Origin of the sequence: Dyadobacter endophyticus (assembly GCF_014641595.1) — a bacterium.
GTDB lineage: Bacteria > Bacteroidota > Bacteroidia > Cytophagales > Spirosomataceae > Dyadobacter > Dyadobacter endophyticus.
The window spans coordinates 356435-376824 of sequence record NZ_BMIA01000001.1; the positions used below are offsets into that span (position 1 = coordinate 356435).

Below are 20390 nucleotides of genomic sequence, written 5' to 3' on the forward strand. Positions count from 1 at the left end.
CTGACCGGTTGCAGCGATAGGCCGCGCCAGAAACTCCGTAGAAGCCGACAAAATAACGGTAGCAGGCAACATTTGCACCCCTAATTGGAAACAAAACATACCCCTCCGCCAAGTTGACCATTTCTAAATTTGTCCAAGAAATTTTTGGATAAAAAGAAGGTGTCTGCCCCCCATCTATGATTATCCCTGGAATTTCTGCAATTGTTTATCTGTGTAAAATGAAAATTAACTTTTATGAAAAAAACAATTACCAGACAGATGTTCCTATCGATAGCCGGACAAAGCCGCCATTTTCTTGTCCTTAGCTCGATGCTGCTTTTCTGGACTTTTGTTCCGGCTTTTGCGCAGATTTCCCAAGTACACACTTTTAAAAATGTGCGCATGGGTGGTGGGGGATTGGTATCGGGGGTCGAATACAGCCTCGCCGAGCAAAACCTGGTTTATGCCAGGACCGACGTGGGCGGCGCCTACCGCTGGGACCAGGCTTCTCAGGAATGGATACCCATCACCGAGTTTGCGGGAAACAATACAGCCGACGATATGGGGGTGCTAAGCATCGCGCCTGATCCGGGTGATGCCAATAAAGTATACATTTTAACTGGTTTATATACACAGTCCTGGGCCGGGACGGGCGCTGTTTATGCATCTTCTGATAAGGGAAATACTTGGACGCGAAGTCCGCTGAGCATAAAAATTGGAGGTAACGAAGACGGGCGCACCATGGGGGAACGGTTGCAGGTGGACCCAAACCTGGGGAGCACGTTGTTTCTGGGATCTAGCACAGACGGGTTATGGAAAAGTGTAAATTCTGGTTCAAGCTGGGCCAAAGTCAATAGCTTCCCGGTGAGCTCCTCAGCCATTTCATCCGGAGGGATCTCATTTGTACTTTTTGATAAAACCAGTGGTAGTGCTGGCCTTGCCAGTCAGACCATATATGTCGGGGTGGCCGTTACCGGAACGTCGAATCTTTACCGCTCTACCGATGGCGGCCAAAGCTGGTCGCCCGTCGCTGGCGCCACCACCGACTACATGCCGCATCATGCCACGTTGGCATCCAACGGTACCCTGTACATTGCTTATGCCAACGGAGCTGGCCCCAATGGAGCCACGGCGGGCGCCGTTTTCAAATACGCCACAGGTTCGGGTAGCTGGACGGAAATTACGCCAAGTCCGCACACCGACCAGGGAGGGTATGCCGGAATAAGCGTTTCGGCCAGTAACCCTGACGTGGTAATAGTGAGCACACTTGACAGATGGTCTCCCAGAGATGAAATTTACAGAAGTACCGACGGCGGTGTGAGCTGGCAGACGCGTCTCAACGGCGCCGGATACACCTACACGGATGCGCCTTACGGTGCAGCTTCCACACCTCACTGGATTGGTGATGTGGACATAGATCCTTTCGATGAGAACAATGCATGGTTTATTACAGGGTATGGCGTTTTCAATTCTGAGAATATCACGGCCTCGGTCCCCACATGGAACTTCAAGGTGAAGGGCATCGAAGAAACCGTTGTGCTCGAACTGGCAAGTCCGGCTGCCGGCCCGCTGCTGGTGAGCGCGATGGGCGATATTGACGGTTTCCGACACGAAACAAATCTGGATCAATCTCCGCCTTCGGGAAGACTATCACCACATTATGGCACCAACACCTCCATTGCCTACGCCGAGCAGGTTGGCGGTAAACTCGTAAGGGTTCATAACAATGTTTCAGGAAATTATGGCGCCTATTCAACCGATGGGGGAGTGAACTGGACCGCATTTGGTAGCTTCCCGGCGGGTACAACGGGTGCTGGAAACATAGCGATCTCTTCTGATGGCAATACCTTGGTATGGCAGCCTGCTAACGCTGCTGCGTTTTATTCAACCAATAACGGAACTTCCTGGACGGCAGCGTCGGGCCTTCCAGCTGGCATCAAACCAGTAGCCGACCGGGTGAATCCCGTTAAGTTTTACGGTTATGATGCCGAAGCAGGGAAAATTTACCGCAGTACAGACGGTGGCGTGACTTTTTCACTTGCCTCCTCCGGGCTTCCTACGGCATTCAGCTGGGAGTTATGGAAAACAGGCATCAAAGCGGTGCCGGGAATCGAGGGGGAGCTGTGGATTTGCAATACGGCCGGACTTTATTATTCCACTGACGGCGGTGCTAACTATACCCAGGTAGCAGGCATAAACAGCGCTTCGAAGGTTGGTTTTGGCAAAGCGGCCAACGGTAGCAGTCATCCCGCGGTCTACATGGTGGGTTTCGCGGAAGGTGTTTACGGTTTTTATCGTTCCAATGACGTGGGTTCATCCTGGGTGCGTATCAACGATTCCCAGCATCAGTATGGGAATATCAATGATATCACCGGTGACCCTAATATGTACGGCAGGGTGTATTTGGCAACCAATAGCAGGGGTGTGGTGTATGCGACCACCACCGTAGCACAAACCGGTGGCGATAGCCAGGCGCCTTCAACGCCCCTTAATCTCTCGCCAGCCAGCATTACGCAGACAAGTTTTGTGCTATCCTGGACCGGTTCAACGGACAATGTAGGGGTCACCGGGTATAATATTTACAGAAACGGTGTGAAAATTGGCGAAACGGCCGCTACTAATTTTGCCGTATCCGGACTTTCGGGCAATACCATTTACAATATGGCCGTGAAAGCGAAGGATGCTGCCGGCAACACCTCCGATTTTAGCGTATTATTGGCCGTTACCACCAGCAATGCGCCAACGCCGGACCTAGTGTTATACGATGAAGAGATCCTGGCGGGATGGAACGACTGGAATTCCTGGGCGGGCGTGAAAGATGTGGCAAGTACTTCACCTGTCAAAGTGGGTAGCAAAGCCTATAAGGTGAGCTACACCGGTGCTTGGCAGGGTTTCAGATTATCTGTAACGGATGTGGCCAATGCACTTTCGACGGTAACCTATCCGGAAGGTATCGGCTTTTGGGCCTATGCGGAGGGCAGCGCCGGGGTAGAATTGAATGTGCTGACCACCAATGCCTCCGATGTGGCCAGTACTTCCAAATCCATCTCGGTGCCGGCAGGAGCGTGGACCTACTTTAAAATCTCGTGGGCGGATCTGGGTAACCCCGGTCAGGTTAAGTCGGTGTTGTTTCAGGAAACGGGGGGTACAGGCGGGGTTGTTGTCAACTTTGATGCTATCAAATTGCTGGCCGAGCTTCCACCTGTTGCCGTAAATCCCGATAAGGTGATTTATGGGGATGCGCTTCAAACAGGATGGTCAAACTGGTCTTATGCGGTAACACAGGACGCAGGCAGTACTGCCCAGGTGAAAGTGGGGACCAAATCGTTGAAGGTAACTCCCACCGAAACATGGGGAGCGCTCAGTTTTTACAACAGTTCGGCACTGGATATCAGCAGTTACAAAGGCGGGATTTCGTTTTGGATATTCGCAGAAACAGCCTCGGAAGGGACTACGGTCAAATTACGCGTTTATACAGAAAGTACAGGCGGTGGCGTACCGGCCAGCAGCATCAAGCAGATCGAAGTGCCTTTGCATGTGTGGACAAAAGTGATCATCCCGTGGTCTGAACTTACCCTGAATACCACAGCCCGCCTTGGATCGGAAAATGCCCGGGTGATGGCGGATATGGTCCAAAGGGTCACCATTCAGAATGGCAGTAGTGCATTAGGTCAGGTATTCTATATCGATCAGCTGCAATTATCCGGAGAAATTCCCAACCCGCTCCCTGTCCGGCTGGTCGGGTTTAAGGCAGAGCAGGACAGGGACGCTATAAACTTATCGTGGACCACAGCAAGTGAAAGCGGTTCGGCGGGTTTTGAAGTGCAGGCCTCATCGGATGCGTTGCATTGGAAGCGCATTGGATTTATTGCTTCTGCGGGCAGTGAGGGCAAAAGCTCCGATGTTTTACATTACAAATTCAGGGATTCGAACCCGGTCGCTGGTATCAATTACTACCGGTTAAAACAAATCGACCTAAACGGAGAAACCGATTACAGCCGCATTGAAAATGTTCATTTTTCAACCAAAAAATTGCTTATTGCTTATCCGAATCCAGTTGTCAGTGAGGTGAATTTTTCGTTTCCTGATTGGAGCCAGGTAGTGGATTTGCGGGTTGTTGATCGGGCAGGGAAGGTGATATCTACCCATGTTTTAAAAACAAACAAGTTTGATATGAAAGCCTATCCCGTGGGGCAATATCTGTTGCAGTTTAGGCTGAAAAATGGCGAATCTGCGGTAGGTAAGATTATGAAAGTTAACTAGTTGCAGCGGGTGGCTGCAAATTAAAAGTAGGTTTCTGATCTCGAAATTTAGTGGTAAAGCGATCAAATTTATTGAAGGGTGTCCGGTTGCTGATGATGTTTTTACTGATTCACACCGCATTTAGATCGTCCGGGCAGGAGCGTCGGTTTGTTCACATCGACGCCCGCCAGGGGCTTTCCCATGCCCATGTAAGAGCCATTTATCGCGACGAAACGGGTTTTGTCTGGATTGGTACCGAATCGGGGCTCAACCGCTTTGACGGCTACACGATCAAAGTATTTCGTAACGATCCGTCTGATTCTACTTCCCTTTTTCACGACGATGTTGCCGAGCTATTCAAAATGCCTGGCGGGAAAATGGGCGTTCTTACCACCATTGGCCCGTGCGTTTATGACCCGGCAACAGAAACCTTCTCGCGGCCTTTGAAGGGTTTTCAGGCGTATTCCATTCATAAGCCGGAGAACCTGCAAACTGTTATTTCGGACAACAAGGGTAACTATTGGTTTATCATCCAGAACCAGGGACTGGTCTGCTACAATGAGAAGAGCAGAAAGGCTTTTTCTGTTAAGCATCTTGACCGGGATACTTCTTCTATTTCCAGCAACGACGTCACGAACATTGCACCGCACCCGGATGGTACTTATTGGCTGGTACATTCCAGTGGGCTGGTCGAAAATATAATTCTTGAAAGGCAGGGTGTGAGGGTGGTTAAAAGGCTCAATTTCTTTCGCGACAGAAGGGTCCGGAAGCAGGATCTGCTACATTGCCTGCTGATGGTGGACAGGGATGGGGACATTTGGGTGCATCCGACCAATTATGACATGGGTGCCGCCTATTGGAACAGACGGCAGGGCAAGATCCATTATTTTGGGAAGACCTTTGGAAGCCCGCGCCTAAGCTCAGATATGGTAACCGATGTAATAGAGGATCAAAATGGTGATATCTGGATCTCCAATGGCCAAAGCGGTATCGACGTGTTGAACAAGGGGAAGCTATCTGTGACCAATATCAAGCATGCGGTGGAAAATGACCACACGCTGAGCCATAATTCGGTGACCAGATTGCTTAAAGACCAGGAGGGCATAATCTGGGTTGGAACCTTCAAGAGCGGCCTGGATTATTTTCATAGAAACATCAAGCGCTTCCCGCTCATCAACCGGTACAGCAAGCCTGCCGGCCTGCCTTTTGAGGACATCAACGCATTTGTCGAGGATGCCAAAGGTAATCTGTGGCTTGGAACCAATGGGGGAGGACTGACCTATTTTGACCGGCAAACGGGAAAATTTACGACTTATCGGCATAATCCGAACGACCCGCGAAGCCTGAGCAACGATGTCATCGTCAGTTTGTGCCTCGATCATAAAAATCGACTGTGGATAGGGACGTTTCTTGGCGGACTGAACTGTTTTGACGGACAGAAATTCAAACGGTACCAGCATAACCCTGCCCAGGCGAAAAGCCTTTCGGGCAGGAGCGTCTGGGAGCTATTTGAGGACTCGCAGCAACAACTCTGGATCGGCACCCTCGACGGAGGCCTGTGTTTGTTTAATCCAAATACAGAAAGCTTCACCAGGTATCATCATCCCAAACAGCGGGCACTTTACTCCACCTATGTTCCTACCATTTTTGAAGATTCGAAAGGTAATATGTGGTTTGGGACCTCCACCGGGATAGACATGTTGATCAGGTCGTCGGGCGCGATGATCCATTTTGAAACGGAGAAGAATAAAACCAACTCCATTGCCAGCAACGACGTCTTTGGCATACTGGAAGATTCGAACGGGCGGATATGGATAGGAACAAGAGGAGGACTTAGCTTGTGGCAGCCAGCAACCAACACCTTCGCCAATTACACCGAAAAGCACGGACTCCCGCACAACGCCATTTTGTCGATGCTGGAAGACGACCAGGGGCGGCTGTGGCTGGGTACCCCAAACGGACTTTCACGCGCAACCATTGCTTCGGGAAAGGCAGGCTTGCAGGTCAGCTTCCGCAATTATTCGGAGATGGATGGGTTGCAGGGGAGGCAATTCACCGAGGATGCCGCTCTCAGAACACGCAATGGAGAATTGATTTTTGGCGGCGCCAACGGTTTCAACATATTCAAGCCGCGAGACCTGGGTGAAAATAAGGTTGTGCCCCGATTGGTATTTACCGATTTTCAGCTGTTTAACCGAAGTATCCGTCCCACAATTCATGGGAAGTCGGTCCTTCCCACCTCCATCACAACGAAGCCTTCCATTGTGCTGCCGGCGAGTGATAATGTCTTTTCTATCGAGTTTGCCGCCCTGGGTTTTATCCAGGCCGCCCAAAATCAGTACAAGTACAAGTTGGAAGGCTTCAATGACGATTGGTTGGTCACCGACGCAGGCAACCGGAAAGTTACCTTTACCAATCTGGACGCCGGCGATTACGTTTTTCGTGTGGTTGCATCCAACAACGATGGGCTTTGGAATAAAGAAGGCATAGCACTTCCCATCAAGGTGCTTCCGCCTTTCTGGAAATCGCCAATCGCCTATGCCCTTTATGTGCTGGGTATGGTTTTGCTTCTGCTGGCAACACGCAGGCTCATCCAGGAGAGGGAAAGGATGAAGTTTGCGATCATGCAGACACGTGAAGAGGCGAGGCGTTCCCAGGAGCTGGACCTGTTAAAGACAAAGTTTTTTACCAATGTAAGCCACGAACTTCGCACGCCACTTTCCCTTATCCTTTCCCCGATCGAAAAGCTTAGTGAGAAGGCCATGGACAGTCAGGATCAAAAGCATTTTGATCTGATCCAAAGAAACGCGAAGCGATTGCTGAATCTTGTCAACCAGCTGCTCGACTTCCGAAAACTGGAAGTGAACGAAATCAGGTTTCATCCCTCAGAAGGCGAAATCGTCCGGTTCATTAGAAATACGGTCTATTCATTCTCTGATCTGTCTGAGAAAAAGGATATCCGGCTCACCTTTCATTCAAACATCCCGGTACTGGAAACGATGTTTGACCATGACAAACTCGAAAAGATCCTATTTAACCTGCTCTCTAACGCCATAAAGTTTACGCTCGGTCCGGGCGACGTATCAGTAAGGGTCAACGTTCAGGATGCCGGCGAGAGTCACACGGTGGAGATCAGAGTAGAAGACACGGGCATTGGGATACCTGCCGAAAAACAAGAGCTGATCTTCGAGCGGTATTTTCAAAGTGATCTGCCGAATTCAATCATCAACCAGGGCAGTGGTATCGGACTGGCTATTACCAGCGAATTCGTGCGTATTCACGGCGGTTCTGTCCGGGTGGAGAGCGAAGTGGGGAAAGGAAGCTGTTTTGTGGTGGAGCTTTCTTTGAAGAAACTCAACCAGTCAGTGCATGAAGTCATAGCCGAGAACGCCCGAACCACTGCGCCGACCGATCAGCTTCAAACAGAACAGGAGCCGGTAGGGAAACCGCTCATTTTACTGGTCGAGGACAATGAAGATTTTAGGTTCTACCTCAAAGACAACTTGAAGCAATCCTATTCGGTCATTGAGGCTGCAACCGGTGAGCAGGGGTGGGACAAGGCTCTGGCTCAACGTCCGCTCCTGATTGTGACAGATATTATGATGCCTGGTCTGAATGGGCTCGACTTGTGCAGAATGGTAAAGTCGGATCAGCGGATTTCCCATACGCCGGTCATTTTACTTACCGCACGATCGGAGGACGAACAATTCCTCGAAGGATTTAAAGCGGGAGCCGATGATTACATTCCCAAGCCATTCAACTTTCAGGTGCTCGAATCGCGGATAGAGAACCTGATCTCCTCACGCCAAAATCTGCGGGCCCTGTTCGCGCCCAAAAATGGAGTTAAGGCTAGTGAAATTCCAATCACGCCATTGGACCAGCAATTTCTCCGGGATATGGTTCAGGTGATAGAGAAACATATTTCCAATGCTGAATTTACGGTTATCGATCTTGCGCGCGAAATGGGCGTGAGCCGCTCACAATTTTTCAAGAGGGTCCAGACCCTCACCGGGAAATCTCCGCTTGAAGTGATCCGCGATATCAGGTTGCAGCATGCTGCGCAGCTATTGGAGAAAAGCCAGCTTTCGGTTGCTGAAATTGCCTACCAAGTCGGTTTTAACAACCCCAAATATTTCGCGCGCTACTTCAAGGAGTTTTATGAAGTGCTGCCGTCCGCATACTCATCCGGTAAAAGGGCAGCTGGTAAAAACTGAGGCAAAACCGGTGTCGGTTAAAAATCAATTTTTTTCAGTTTTTTGGCTTTTTAATACCATTCTGGACTTTTTATCCCCCTCATTCGGACTAATTCATACCCCTCCGAAGCCCGTTGGTGCTCTACCTTTGATGCAAACAATCCCTGTTATTATGCTAGTCCGATAAGGTACGTGGCGCGCCTACCCCAGGACTATTATGATTGAGGGAATCCGTTTTAAATCACATTGTGTAACGTACTTAAGGCAAATCAATGATGAAGAAAATTTACAGATGCTTCTGTATTACTGCGCTTATTTTGTTCTCGTGTATCATGGCCCACGCGCAGCGACAGCCTGTGTCAGGAACGGTGAAAAGCGAAACGGGAAGTCCGATGCCCGGTGTGACCATCCTGCTAAAAGGAACCACAATGGGAGTCTCAACCGACCCGGAGGGAAACTTTGTTATCCAGGCTGCACCTGAGGATGTCCTCAAAATATCCTTTATCGGCTACCTGTCAGAGCAAATTCCGGTGGGCAATAAGACCCGTTTCGATATTACCATTCAGCCCGATATTGCTACGCTTTCCGAAGTCGTAGTGATCGGGTATGGAGAATCCAAAAGGAAAGATGTTACAGGGTCCATATCCTCGGTTAGCGGCGCTGAAATCCGTAAGACAAATCCGGTCACCTTCGATCAGGCATTACAGGGAAAAGTGGCGGGTATGGTGGTACAGCAGGTATCGGGCCAACCTGGCGGAGGCGTTTCAGTACAGATCAGAGGGATTTCTTCCTTCGGATCGGGCGGGCCATTGTATGTTATCGACGGCGTGATCCTGGGCGGAGCCTCCTCGATGGGCGCTGGTACTAACCCGTTGGCAGCCATTAACCCATCGGAAATCGAGTCTGTCGACGTACTGAAAGATGCGTCTGCTACCGCTATTTATGGCTCGCAGGCTACGAACGGCGTAGTGATCATTACAACAAAGCGAGGCGCGGTAACACCTCCGCGGATCTCTTATGATTTCTACACGGGTTTTCAGCAGCTGCCAAAGAGAATTCCTACCATGAATTTACGGGAATATGCCACCTTCATCAACGAGCGGAACGCCGGTTTGGGCTGGGGCTTTGACACGCGGCCCGAATTTGCGAATCCTCAATACCTGGGGGAAGGTACAAATTGGCAAAAAGTGTTATTTAAGAATGCACCCATGACTAACCATACCGTCACGATCAACGGTGGGGATGTCAAAACGCAATACCTGCTTTCAGGTTCGTATTTTAAGCAGGAAGGAATTGCTACGGGCTCTGATTTCAGAAGAATATCCGTCAGACTAAACCTGGATAACAAGACGACCAATTGGTTGAAGATTGGCACCAGCCTCCAACTTGCCAATATCCGTGAGAATGTAAACGCGACCAGTTCAAATGTCATCAACTCCGCGCTCAGTCAAACGCCCGACATCGCAGTCAAAAATTCGGACGGTAGCTGGGGGGGCGCGTATAACCCTAACGGTTGGGTGAACAGCACGATCAATCCGCTCGCTGTGGCGACTATCAACAAGGATCAGGCCAACAGGAATCAGCTATTTGGAAACGCCTATGCCGAGATCGCTTTCAGCAAATCGCTCACATTGAGAAACGAGGTAACAGGAAGCTTTTCGATGGGCACAGAGGATAGATTTAATCCAAGCTACACGATGGGGCTTGTAAAGAACAACAGTAACAGCGCCTCATACAATTACAATCAAAGCATTTATACAACCGTCAGAAATTACCTCACTTATTCGCATACGTTCAACGACCGGTATAATGCCAATGTGATGGTGGGACACGAAGCGCAGTTGAGCAAGGGCGAAAATGTAGGCGCAAGCCGCAATAATTTTCCCTCCAATAATGTGCAGGTTATCAACAGCGGCGATCCGACCTCGGCAACCAACTCCGGTTCGAAAAGCCAGAATGCCCAGGAATCATACTTTGGCCGGTTGAACCTGGGATTGTTTGACAAATACCTGATAACAGGCAATGTCCGCGCCGACGGCTCTTCCAGATTTGCCGCTGGAAACCGGTGGGTAACCACCTATTCGGGCGCGGTGGCCTGGAAGTTACACAATGAGGATTTCTTTAAAAACTTCAAAGATATCAACGAGTTGAAGCTTCGCGTGGGCTATGGCTTGACCAATAATCAGAACGTCAGGGACTTTGCATATACATCCACGTTAGCTACTGTGGCCACCGGTTTGTCGGGTATATCCCAGCTCACCGAGAACATTGGAAACCCTTACGTGGAGTGGGAAAAAACAAAGTATACCAATATCGGTCTCGACGCCGCATTGCTATCCTGGCGACTCAACTTCTCCGTCGATTTTTATGACCGGAAAACGGATGGTCTTTTAATGCAGATTCCGTTGCCTTTCTACTCGGGAACTGCCGTTGGCTGGTCTCCGGGCGCGCTGGATGCCCCTTATGTCAATGTAGGAACGATCAGCAACAAGGGATTTGATTTTAAAATCAGCTCGACCAACATTCAAGGAAAAGAGCTTACCTGGAAAACCGATCTGACGGTATCACGCAATGTCAACAAGGTATTGAAACTGAATACCGACGGCGCCTCACTTGTTGGATGGCCGTACAGCCAGACTATCGTTGGGAACTCGATCGGCCAATTCTACGGGTACAAGGCAGACGGCGTTTTTGCAAAGAAAGAGGATTTTGAAACCCACGCATTGCCCACAAAGAACGGTGTGCCTTTGCCTGTCGGTGCGGCCGGAGGCAGTATCTGGTATGGCGATCTTAAGTTCAAAGACATCAATGGCGACGGGGTGATCGATGAGCGCGACCAGACCTATCTCGGATCGCCGATCCCCAAGTTTCAATTCGGGCTTAACAATTCGATATCCTACAAGAAATTTGACCTGAACGTATTCTTAACCGGCAATTACGGCAACAAGGTGTTCAATCAAATGCGTATGAACGGCGAGTATCCCGGAACAAGCTTTGGGTATCTTAAAGCACTGAACAATTACGCGAAGACTGCTTTGATCGATCCCGAAAAACCTGCTACCGATATCAATAACGTGTATGTAGTGAATCCCGATACGGATATTCCGGGCATCAGAAATGACAATACCAACGGAAATACCAGGGCTTCCGACAAATATGTCGAGGATGGGTCTTTCATTAGATTCAAAACCATTTCGCTTGGCTACACGCTGCCGGATAAGCTCCTGGAAAAAGCGCACATTCACGCCTTGCGGGTTTATGTGAACGTCTCCAACGCGTTTCTTATCACCAAGTACAAGGGAATGGACCCCGAGATTGGCTCCTGGAACCCATTGAATGCGGGGTATGACAGCGGTTTTTACCCGCAACCGCGCGTGTTCACCGTAGGCGCAAGTTTGCAGCTGACCAAATAGCACCTGATCAATGCGTGCAGAAGCGCCTGAAATGATTTCCTTGGCGCTGTTACTTCTAAATGATGTAATCTAAAATATTGAGAAATGAAAATGAAAAATAAACTGGCGACGGCGTTGCTTTTCGCTGGCGTGTGCATGGCTGGATGCAGTGAGAGCTTTTTGGATCGTCCGCCTTTGTCGCAGATCAGTGCCGATAACTTTTATCAGACAACCAATGACCTCAGACTGGCGACGGCTGCCCTGTATGGCGGTAAGCCGTGGGCGGAATGGAATTATACCTGCTACTTGCCCATCGGCGAAGTTTTGAGCGGCAACATGGCCGTTAATTACTGGGGGGATGCGGTTCAGCTGCATACTTTTTCCGTCAGCGGAAGTAACGAAATTATGATTGCGAGCTGGAAAGCGATGTACAAGATCATCGCACATTGCAATGTTACCATCAAAGCCATCCAGGAAAAAGCGCCTGCTTCCATTCCTGAAAAAGACCGGAACGGAGCTCTTGCCGAGGCAAAATTTTTGCGCGCATACGCCTACTATAATCTGGCCCTGCAATGGAGGGATGTCCCGATAATAGAAGACAATACCAAGCTGATCAATGCTCCATTGGTGTACCGCAATACTGTCGAGGATGTTTACCGGTTTGCCGCCAATGACCTGCTTTTCGCTGCGAAACACCTCCCGGCCAAAGATGCCGGAAGGGTAACAACCTGGTCTGCACAAGGCATGTTGAGCAAAGTGTACCTGACCTGGGCGGGTCTGGATGCAAAAGGCAATGGCCCGCGAAACCAGGCGCTGCTTGATAGTGCCAGGTTACATGCAGGCAACGTCTGTAAGCAAAGCGGGCTAACGCTGCTGGCCAATTATGCGGATCTTTTCAAGACGCAGTTTAACGATAACCAGGAATCCTTATTTGCCTTGCAATGGGCTGCGGGTGCCGGGTGGCTGGAAGGAAACATGCTCCAAATCTATTCGCCGGGAGGAGCCGAGATTTCAGCCGCCGGGCAGGCCGGTTGGTTTTCAATATCGCCCACCTACGATTTGTATAAGCAATACCTGGGAGGAGACTCGCTCAGACGCAAGGCCACGATCATGCTCAAAGGCGACTATTATCCCGAGCTGAATGCGGCAGGAGGAGGATATAAATTTTCCGGCAACACCGGTTTGAAAAAGCACATCATCGGCACAAGGGTAGATAACAGCGCTCCGACGATGTCATTGACATCGTCGACCGAGCACAATGCATTGCTAAGGCTTGCGGAGGTGTACTTAATTTACGCGGAAGCGGTGATGGGCAACAATACCTCGACGACCAATGCCGACGCGCTGATGTATTTCAACAAAGTGCGCACAAGGGCAGGTCTTGCCCCGGTAGCATCCCTTGACGCTGAAACCTTGTTCAAAGAAAGAAGAGTCGAATTGGCGGCCGAAGGGCATTTTTGGGAAGATCTGGTCAGGCTTTCTTATTACAACGAACCTAAGGCCATTAAAAAGCTCAACGAGCAGGAGCGGATCCTGTTTACCTATGATGACAAGGGTGTTGTGACAAAAGGCGACGCGCTGGGAAGCATTACTCCGGCCAACACGACCACATTCAAATTCCCGATCCCTTCGCCGGAAGTGACGGCTAATCCCAAACTGCTGGAAGCTCCGGTGCCTTACTCGTTTTAAAAACTTAGAGAAATGAAAAAGAACATATACGACAGAACATGTTTTCTTCTGTTTTGCTGCCTTGCCGCGGTTGCATTCTTAATGTCTGGTTGTGAAAAGGACGAAGTATCCCCGCCCGTTATCAGCGAAATACGGAATTATGCCGCATCGCCCGGCGACACCATCGTGCAAACATTGGAAGCCGGGCAATGGGTAGTGGTGCTCGGGCATAACCTGGAAGATGTTTCACAGGTCTATTTCGGTAGTATCCCCGCAACCATTAACCATACCTTACTTACTGCTCAAAGCATTGTGGTACAGGTGCCCGCGATCCCCTTTGACTCTGTGGCCAGAGATAAGGTCAATATCGTTACTGTGGTGAATGGCAGTGGCTCGGCTTCTTTCACAATCAATATCACCGGTGCGCCTATGATTTCGCGGGTTAGAAATTACGCTGCCGCCCCCAGGGATACTGTTACCAATACCATCGTTCCGGGCCAGACGATCAACATCGTTGGGTATAACCTAAAAAACGCGACTAAAATAGCATTCCAGGGTCTGGACGCTAATTTGGCGGGAGCTGTCTACACCGATTCGAGTGTGATCGTAAAGGTTCCGGCTAATTTCACCGGAGCCGATCCTTTGCAGGCGAACAAAATCACTTATGCCACAGCAGTCGACACAATCAATTATTCCATCCGAATTTTTGACCCCGCTATCCTGGAATACTACAAAGACCCCTTGTTTACATTGCTTGCCGGCGGAATAGGTAAAGAAAAAACCTGGGTGCTCGATCTGGACGCGAAGGGTGGTTCAGCCAAATTCAAAGGCCCATTGTACTTCTCCGGTGTCGATTACGGCTGGGATAATCAGTGTACCAAAACAGGAGGGGATTGCTGGCTGTATGATGCGAATTATGAAAGCTGGATGGGTGCGGTTCAGGACTACGGCACGATGACATTCGCCATCAAAGCCGGTTCGGCCGAGCCTGTTGTAAAGGTTGTCCAAAAAGGGATAACCAGGAGCGGGACTTTCCTGGGCAGCTACTTTTTTGATATCAAGACAAAGACGATCTCGTTCATTGACGCCGTCCCGCTTAATATGGGCAGGGATCAGGTTTGGTCCAAAGCATATGTTATCAGCCTGAAAGAGGACAGGATGCAGCTCGCTTTCAAGGATCCGAATAAGGCGGAATTGGCTATTCATAACTATGTCCGTAAGTAATAAATGACCGCATGGGTCAGCAGCGGCTAAGGCGCTCTTTGGACAGAGAAAACAAACCAATCAGAAGATTTTAAAAATGATAAAACCAGTACTTCACCAGGCAAAAATGTGCCTGGTCAGTGCATTCTTGTGCAGTATTTCGATTAAGGGATTTGCACAAAATGTAACTATTTCGGTGAATGCCACACAGGACAAGCGCCTGATATCTCCCAACATCTATGGGAAAAATGATTTTCTTGACCACTCCGTGCAATTCTACAAAGATGCAGGGCTGCGCTTCGCGCGGATGAACGGAGGTAATAATGCATCGGCTTATAACTGGCGTGCAAAGCTTGCGGTCCACCCTGACTGGTACAACAACGTATATCCGGCCGACTGGGACGGATTAGCACAAAAAATCAATACCAACTTTCCCGACATGCAGGGTATGTTTGCCTTTCAGCTGCTGGGTAGAGTTGCATCCAGTGGAAGTAACAACTTCAACGATTGGGCTTTCAACCAGTCCCAATACTGGTCGGGGGTTGGGCAGAACCTAGCCGGTGGGGGGCAAGTCAACACAAGTGGCGGAAGTCAGGCGCTTGTTGATGGAAACATTGATCTGTTCAGTAAGCCCTGGCCAGCCGACTCTTCGGTGGCGATCCTTGATCACTGGTTTGGTACGGGTGGTTTAGGACTTAACAAAACCCAATTCCGCTATTGGAGCATGGACAACGAGGTGGATATCTGGAATGGTACGCACGATTGGGCGATGCCGACCTTGATATCGGCCTCTGCCTTTATGGATCGCTACATTGAACTGGCGAAGAAGGCGAAAGCGATCGATCCCAATGTCAAGATCTGTGGCCCTGTCACCACCTCGGAATGGCAATGGTACAGGTGGTCCAATGAAAGTATATGGATCGACGGCAGGTACTATCCCTGGATGGAGTATTTTATCAAACGCCTCGGAGACGAGTACAAAGCGACCGGAGTCAAACTGGTAGATGTGCTGGATATTCATAACTACCCATGGTACAACGGTGATGATGCCGCCGCCTTGCAGGGCCACCGGATTTACTACGATCAGACTTATGACTACCCGGGTTCAAACGGCATAAGGACAATGAATGGCGGGTGGGATACCTCCCTTACCAAACAATACATTTTCAAGCGTATCGACGACTGGCTGACAGAGCATTTTGGCCCTAATCACGGCATAACGCCCGGCGTAAGCGAATGGGGCACCATGTCCGGTAGCAATCCAAGCCTGGAGTCCGTTATTTACGCTTCCCATCTGGGTACTTTTGCAAATCATGGCGTCGAAGTGTTTGCACCATGGAACTGGTCTGTTGGCATGTGGGAAACGTTGCACCTGTTCAGCCGAAACGCCAAAAAGTATAGTGTAGCCAGTACTTCTTCCCTTGATAATACGGTTTCTGCGTATTCCTCGGTCACAGAAAACGCCGACTCACTGACAGTGATGCTGGTTAACCGTGATATGAATGCTCCCCGCACCGTTACAGTCAATCTAAGCAATTTTACGATTGCCAATGGAAACTACAAAACATTGCAATTGGCATCGCTGCCGGCAACGGAGACATTTGTGTCGCACACACAGAATGCCTTGCAGGAAGGCACAGCAGCGGTAAATTCAAATTCTCTGACTATAACCGTTCCCGCACTGTCTACGACGGCCATTTTGCTGGCTAACCAAACCACCTTACCGGTTACATTGATCAATTTTTCGGGAAAGGCTTCATCTGAGGGGAATGTATTGCTATGGAGCACGGCCGAGGAAGTAAACAACCAGGGATTTGAAATTGAAAGAAGTTTGAATGGTGTAAGGTTTGAAAAAATCGGTTTCGTACCAGGTAAAATTAGCGCGTCGGCCAGGGTTGACTATCAGTTTGTTGATAAACAACCGCTTGCGAATGGATACTACCGGTTAAAACAGCTGGATATTGATCAAAGCTATACATTTTCGAAAAGTATTAATGTGAAAAATGAATCCGGAATCAAGGGTGAGGTGTACCCGAACCCGGTCAGCGGGGTGTTGCATTTTGATGTGCCTGCTGCCAAAAGGCGATTGATCGTCCGCAATATGGCAGGCGTGGTGGTGGATGACAAAGTGGATTTTTCGGCGAGTAGCTATGAAACCGCTCATCTTCCCAAAGGGCTATACCTGATCTCACTGGGGTCCTACACGTTTAAAGTAGTGATAGAATAAGTAAGAGGAAGTACACAATTAAAAATTACCGGATTAACCATAAACTGTAACCAGTTAAATGAAAAGTACCACCAACAGACGTACGGCTTTGAAAAATGTCGTCGCCGGAGCTTTGAGCTTGCCGCTATCGATGACCAACCTCATAGCTGCTTCCCAAAAAGCGTTGGGCCCGAAACTCAACGGAAAAATCAATCACTCGGTTTGCCGCTGGTGCTATGGCAAAATTCCCTTGGAAACGCTTGCATTGGAAGCAAAGAAGATAGGACTTACTTCCATAGAACTTTGCGGACAGCAGGAATGGCCGGTGCTGAAACAATATGGTCTGACGTGCGCGCTTCCATGGGGAGAGGGGCTCACCAGAAGCCTGGACAGAGGGTTTAATGACCCCCAGAATCATGAGGAGCTCATCAAGGGTTTTACCGATATCATTCCGAAGGTACAGGCAGCGGGGTACAATCAGATCATTTGTTTTTCCGGTAACCGCCGTGGTATGAGCGATGCAGATGGTATGATGAATTGTGCCGTCGCACTGCGCAAATTGATGCCGCTTGCTGAAAAACATAACGTTACGCTGGTGATGGAACTGCTCAATAGCAAAGTAGATCATAAGGATTATATGTGTGACCGTACACAATGGGGCGCGGGGCTGTGTGAGATGGTTGGATCAGAAAAATTCAAACTGCTTTATGATATCTACCATATGCAAATCATGGATGGCGACGTCATTGCCACCATCCGGAAATACCATAAGTACATCGCGCATTACCACACAGGAGGCGTTCCCGGCCGCCATGAAATCGATGATACGCAAGAGCTGAATTATCCCGCTATTATGAAGGCTATTGCCGATACGGGTTATACAGGCTTTGTTGGCCAGGAGTTCATCCCAAGCCGTAACGACGATCTCGCCTCTCTGAAACAAGGTGTTACCATTTGCGACATTGCCTGATACAGTTAGCAGGCTGTCAACAAACTTCAATTCCATCCGCTGGCCTTCACTCCGGCCAGCGGAATCCTGGTGAATGCATACCCTCCCCATAATTCAAAAAGGAAAGAGAAAGCAAACCAACTAAAAAAATCGAGATGGGAAAAAGAGTACTTTACCTGGCCAAAATGGCCCTGGGATGGGCATTGCTATGCTCAACGCTCACGGCCTTCGCACAAAACGTCACTATTTCAGTGAACGCGACTCAGAACAAGCGACTGATTTCACCTTACATTTACGGACGCAACGAAGGCTTTGACAAATCAGACCAGTTTTACAAAGATGCCGGGCTGCGCTTTGCGCGTATGAACGGGGGAAATAACGCATCCGCATATAACTGGCGCGCCAAGCTTGCGGTTCATCCCGACTGGTTTAACAATGTATACGGTGCGGATTGGGACGCTTCTGCACAAAAAATCAATAACAACTTTTCCAACATTCAGGGCATGTTTGCTTTTCAGCTACTGGGCAGAGTCGCATCCAGCGGGCAGAACAACTTCCCTGACTGGGATTACATGCAAGCCCACCCGGGTTGGAATGGTTACGGACAAAACCTAGCTGGTGGAGGAACACCCAATCCTAACGCCGCAGGTGCGGCCCTGGTTGAGGGGAACAAAGATTTATTCTCCAAGCCATGGCCCGCCGATTCCTCAGTGGCAATTCTGAATCACTGGTTTGGAGCCAATGGTAAAGGGTTTAACCAAAACCGATTCCAGTATTGGAGCATGGATAACGAGGTGGATATCTGGAATGGCACGCATGACTGGGCAATGCCTACACAGATATCTGCCTCTGCTTTCATGGACCGCTATATAGAATTAGCCAAGAAGGCAAAGGCGATTAATCCGGGCATCAAACTTTGCGGGCCCGTTACAACTTCTGAATGGCAATGGTACAAGTGGTCTAATGAAAGTATATACATCAACGGTAGGTATTATCCCTGGATCGAGTACTTCATCAAACGCCTCGGTGATGAATATAAGGCAACTGGGATTAAACTGGTGGATGTGCTCGATATTCACAACTATCCATTTTATAACAATGATACAGAGGCCTTGCAGGGGCACCGGATCTACTACGATGAAACCTATGACTATCCGGGTTCAAACGGGATCAAGACCAGTACCGGCGGGTGGGATGCCTCCCTTACCAAACAATACATTTTCAAGCGTATCGATGGCTGGCTAACGGAGCATTTCGGCGCAAACCATGGCATTACACCCGGTGTTAGCGAATGGGGGACCATGTCCAGCAGCAACCCAAGCCTGGAATCGGTCATTTATGCTTCGCACCTGGGCACGTTTGCAAACAGCGGTGTTGAACTGTTTTCACCATGGAACTGGTCTGTTGGCATGTGGGAAACACTACACCTGTTCAGCCGGAACGCGAAAAAATACAGTGTATCCAGCACTTCTTCCCTTGAGAATACGGTTTCTGCTTACTCGTCGGTGAATGAAAATGCAGACTCTCTGACGGTGATGCTAGTAAACCGTGACATGAGCGCTTCCCGTACGGTTACGATCAATCTGAGCAACTTCAATGTAGCCAACGGAAATTACCAAACGTTGCGTTTGGCCTCCCTACCGGCAACAGAGACGTTCGTGTCGCACACGCAAAATGCATTGCAACAAGGCACTGTTGCCGTGAATTCAAACTCGCTAACGGTCACGGTTCCGGCACTTTCCACGACGGCCATTCTCCTGAAAGCTCCGGCCAGTTCGTATGTCACGCTGGTCAACCGGGCTACCGGCCTGCTCATGGACGGGCTGTATCGGTTCTCGGATGGTTCGCTGGCTGGCCAGTGGAATTCCAGCGGCAGTACAGCACAACAATGGACTATTGAAGCGGCCGGAAGCTATTTTAAACTTAAAAACCGGGCTTCAGGCTTGTATCTGGACGGGAATGGAAGCTCGGTTAATGGCACGGCAGTTGTCCAAAAAGCCGGCAGCAGCAGTTTCAATCAGCAATGGACGCAGGAAGCCGCAGGCAGCTATGTCAAATTGAAAAACCGGGCGACCGGGCTGTACATCGACGGTTTGGGCCAATCACAGAATGGCGTGGACCTGGGCCAATGGCAGACAAGCAGCAGCTCAAACCAGCAGTGGTCGATAACCACGACGGCAAATTCCCAGAACGGAGCGCGTCGTTACCTGGTCGAGGAAAACGTCGCGACGCGAGAACCCGGTAGCCTAAAGATGAATGCTTATCCAAATCCTTTTGTCTCTAATTTCAAGCTTGATGTGCCGGATTCGGGTGAGCCGCTAGAAGTTGTATTTTTCGACTCAGCTGGAAATGTAGTCGAAACGACCAAGCATTCAGGTAACGCCAAGACGGTGACGCTTGGCACTGCTTTGAAGCCAGGCTTATACATAGTTCACCTAAAAGGCTTAACCTGGTCAAAATCGATTAAAGTATTTAAAAAGTAAAAATTGCCAACATAGGCCGGTACGTTCATGAGCCTTTATGGCCACGTTATGATCGCACAACAGTCAACCCGGGGC

At 49.5% G+C, this 20390-nt stretch carries 8 protein-coding genes; all 8 read left to right on the forward strand.

Annotated features, from left to right (window positions below; all coding sequences use genetic code 11):
* Positions 1-234: 234 nt before the first annotated feature.
* Positions 235-4242 (forward strand): fibronectin type III domain-containing protein, encoded by a 4008-nt coding sequence (locus IEY24_RS01570; protein WP_188928005.1) that lies wholly within the window; start codon positions 235-237, stop codon positions 4240-4242.
* A gap of 92 nt (positions 4243-4334) precedes the next feature.
* Positions 4335-8435 carry a hybrid sensor histidine kinase/response regulator transcription factor gene (locus IEY24_RS01575; RefSeq protein WP_188928007.1) on the forward strand — a complete coding sequence of 1367 codons (4101 nt, stop codon included), beginning with the start codon at positions 4335-4337 and terminating at the stop codon, positions 8433-8435.
* A gap of 251 nt (positions 8436-8686) precedes the next feature.
* Complete coding sequence (locus IEY24_RS01580) at positions 8687-11827, forward strand: SusC/RagA family TonB-linked outer membrane protein (protein ID WP_229221139.1); 3141 nt, start codon at positions 8687-8689, stop codon at positions 11825-11827.
* 90 nt (positions 11828-11917) lie between these two features.
* Positions 11918-13495, forward strand: a complete 1578-nt coding sequence (locus IEY24_RS01585; RefSeq protein ID WP_229221150.1) for a RagB/SusD family nutrient uptake outer membrane protein — start codon at positions 11918-11920, stop codon at positions 13493-13495.
* Between the two features lie 12 nt (positions 13496-13507).
* Positions 13508-14698 (forward strand): IPT/TIG domain-containing protein, encoded by a 1191-nt coding sequence (locus tag IEY24_RS01590; RefSeq protein ID WP_188928011.1) that lies wholly within the window; start codon positions 13508-13510, stop codon positions 14696-14698.
* 76 nt (positions 14699-14774) lie between these two features.
* The gene (locus tag IEY24_RS01595; protein WP_188928013.1) at positions 14775-16904 is read left to right on the forward strand and encodes a glycoside hydrolase family 44 protein; all 2130 of its coding nucleotides are present in this window, start codon (positions 14775-14777) and stop codon (positions 16902-16904) included.
* A 58-nt stretch (positions 16905-16962) separates the two neighbouring features.
* On the forward strand, positions 16963-17853 hold the full coding sequence (locus IEY24_RS01600) for a hydroxypyruvate isomerase family protein (RefSeq protein WP_188928015.1): 891 nt from the start codon (positions 16963-16965) through the stop codon (positions 17851-17853).
* Between the two features lie 134 nt (positions 17854-17987).
* Positions 17988-20315, forward strand: coding sequence for an RICIN domain-containing protein (locus IEY24_RS01605; protein WP_188928017.1), 2328 nt, complete (start codon positions 17988-17990; stop codon positions 20313-20315).
* Positions 20316-20390 lie beyond the last annotated feature (75 nt).

What these genes read in the sequence shown, in the direction of transcription:
- IEY24_RS01605 (WP_188928017.1), top strand. Translation starts at nt 17,988, where the DNA reads ATGGGAAAAAGAGTACTTTACCTGGCCAAAATGGCCCTGGGATGGGCA.
- IEY24_RS01595 (WP_188928013.1), top strand. Translation starts at nt 14,775, where the DNA reads ATGATAAAACCAGTACTTCACCAGGCAAAAATGTGCCTGGTCAGTGCA.
- IEY24_RS01575 (WP_188928007.1), top strand. Translation starts at nt 4,335, where the DNA reads ATGATGTTTTTACTGATTCACACCGCATTTAGATCGTCCGGGCAGGAG.
- IEY24_RS01590 (WP_188928011.1), top strand. Translation starts at nt 13,508, where the DNA reads ATGAAAAAGAACATATACGACAGAACATGTTTTCTTCTGTTTTGCTGC.
- IEY24_RS01580 (WP_229221139.1), top strand. Translation starts at nt 8,687, where the DNA reads ATGATGAAGAAAATTTACAGATGCTTCTGTATTACTGCGCTTATTTTG.
- IEY24_RS01570 (WP_188928005.1), top strand. Translation starts at nt 235, where the DNA reads ATGAAAAAAACAATTACCAGACAGATGTTCCTATCGATAGCCGGACAA.
- IEY24_RS01585 (WP_229221150.1), top strand. Translation starts at nt 11,918, where the DNA reads ATGAAAAATAAACTGGCGACGGCGTTGCTTTTCGCTGGCGTGTGCATG.
- IEY24_RS01600 (WP_188928015.1), top strand. Translation starts at nt 16,963, where the DNA reads ATGAAAAGTACCACCAACAGACGTACGGCTTTGAAAAATGTCGTCGCC.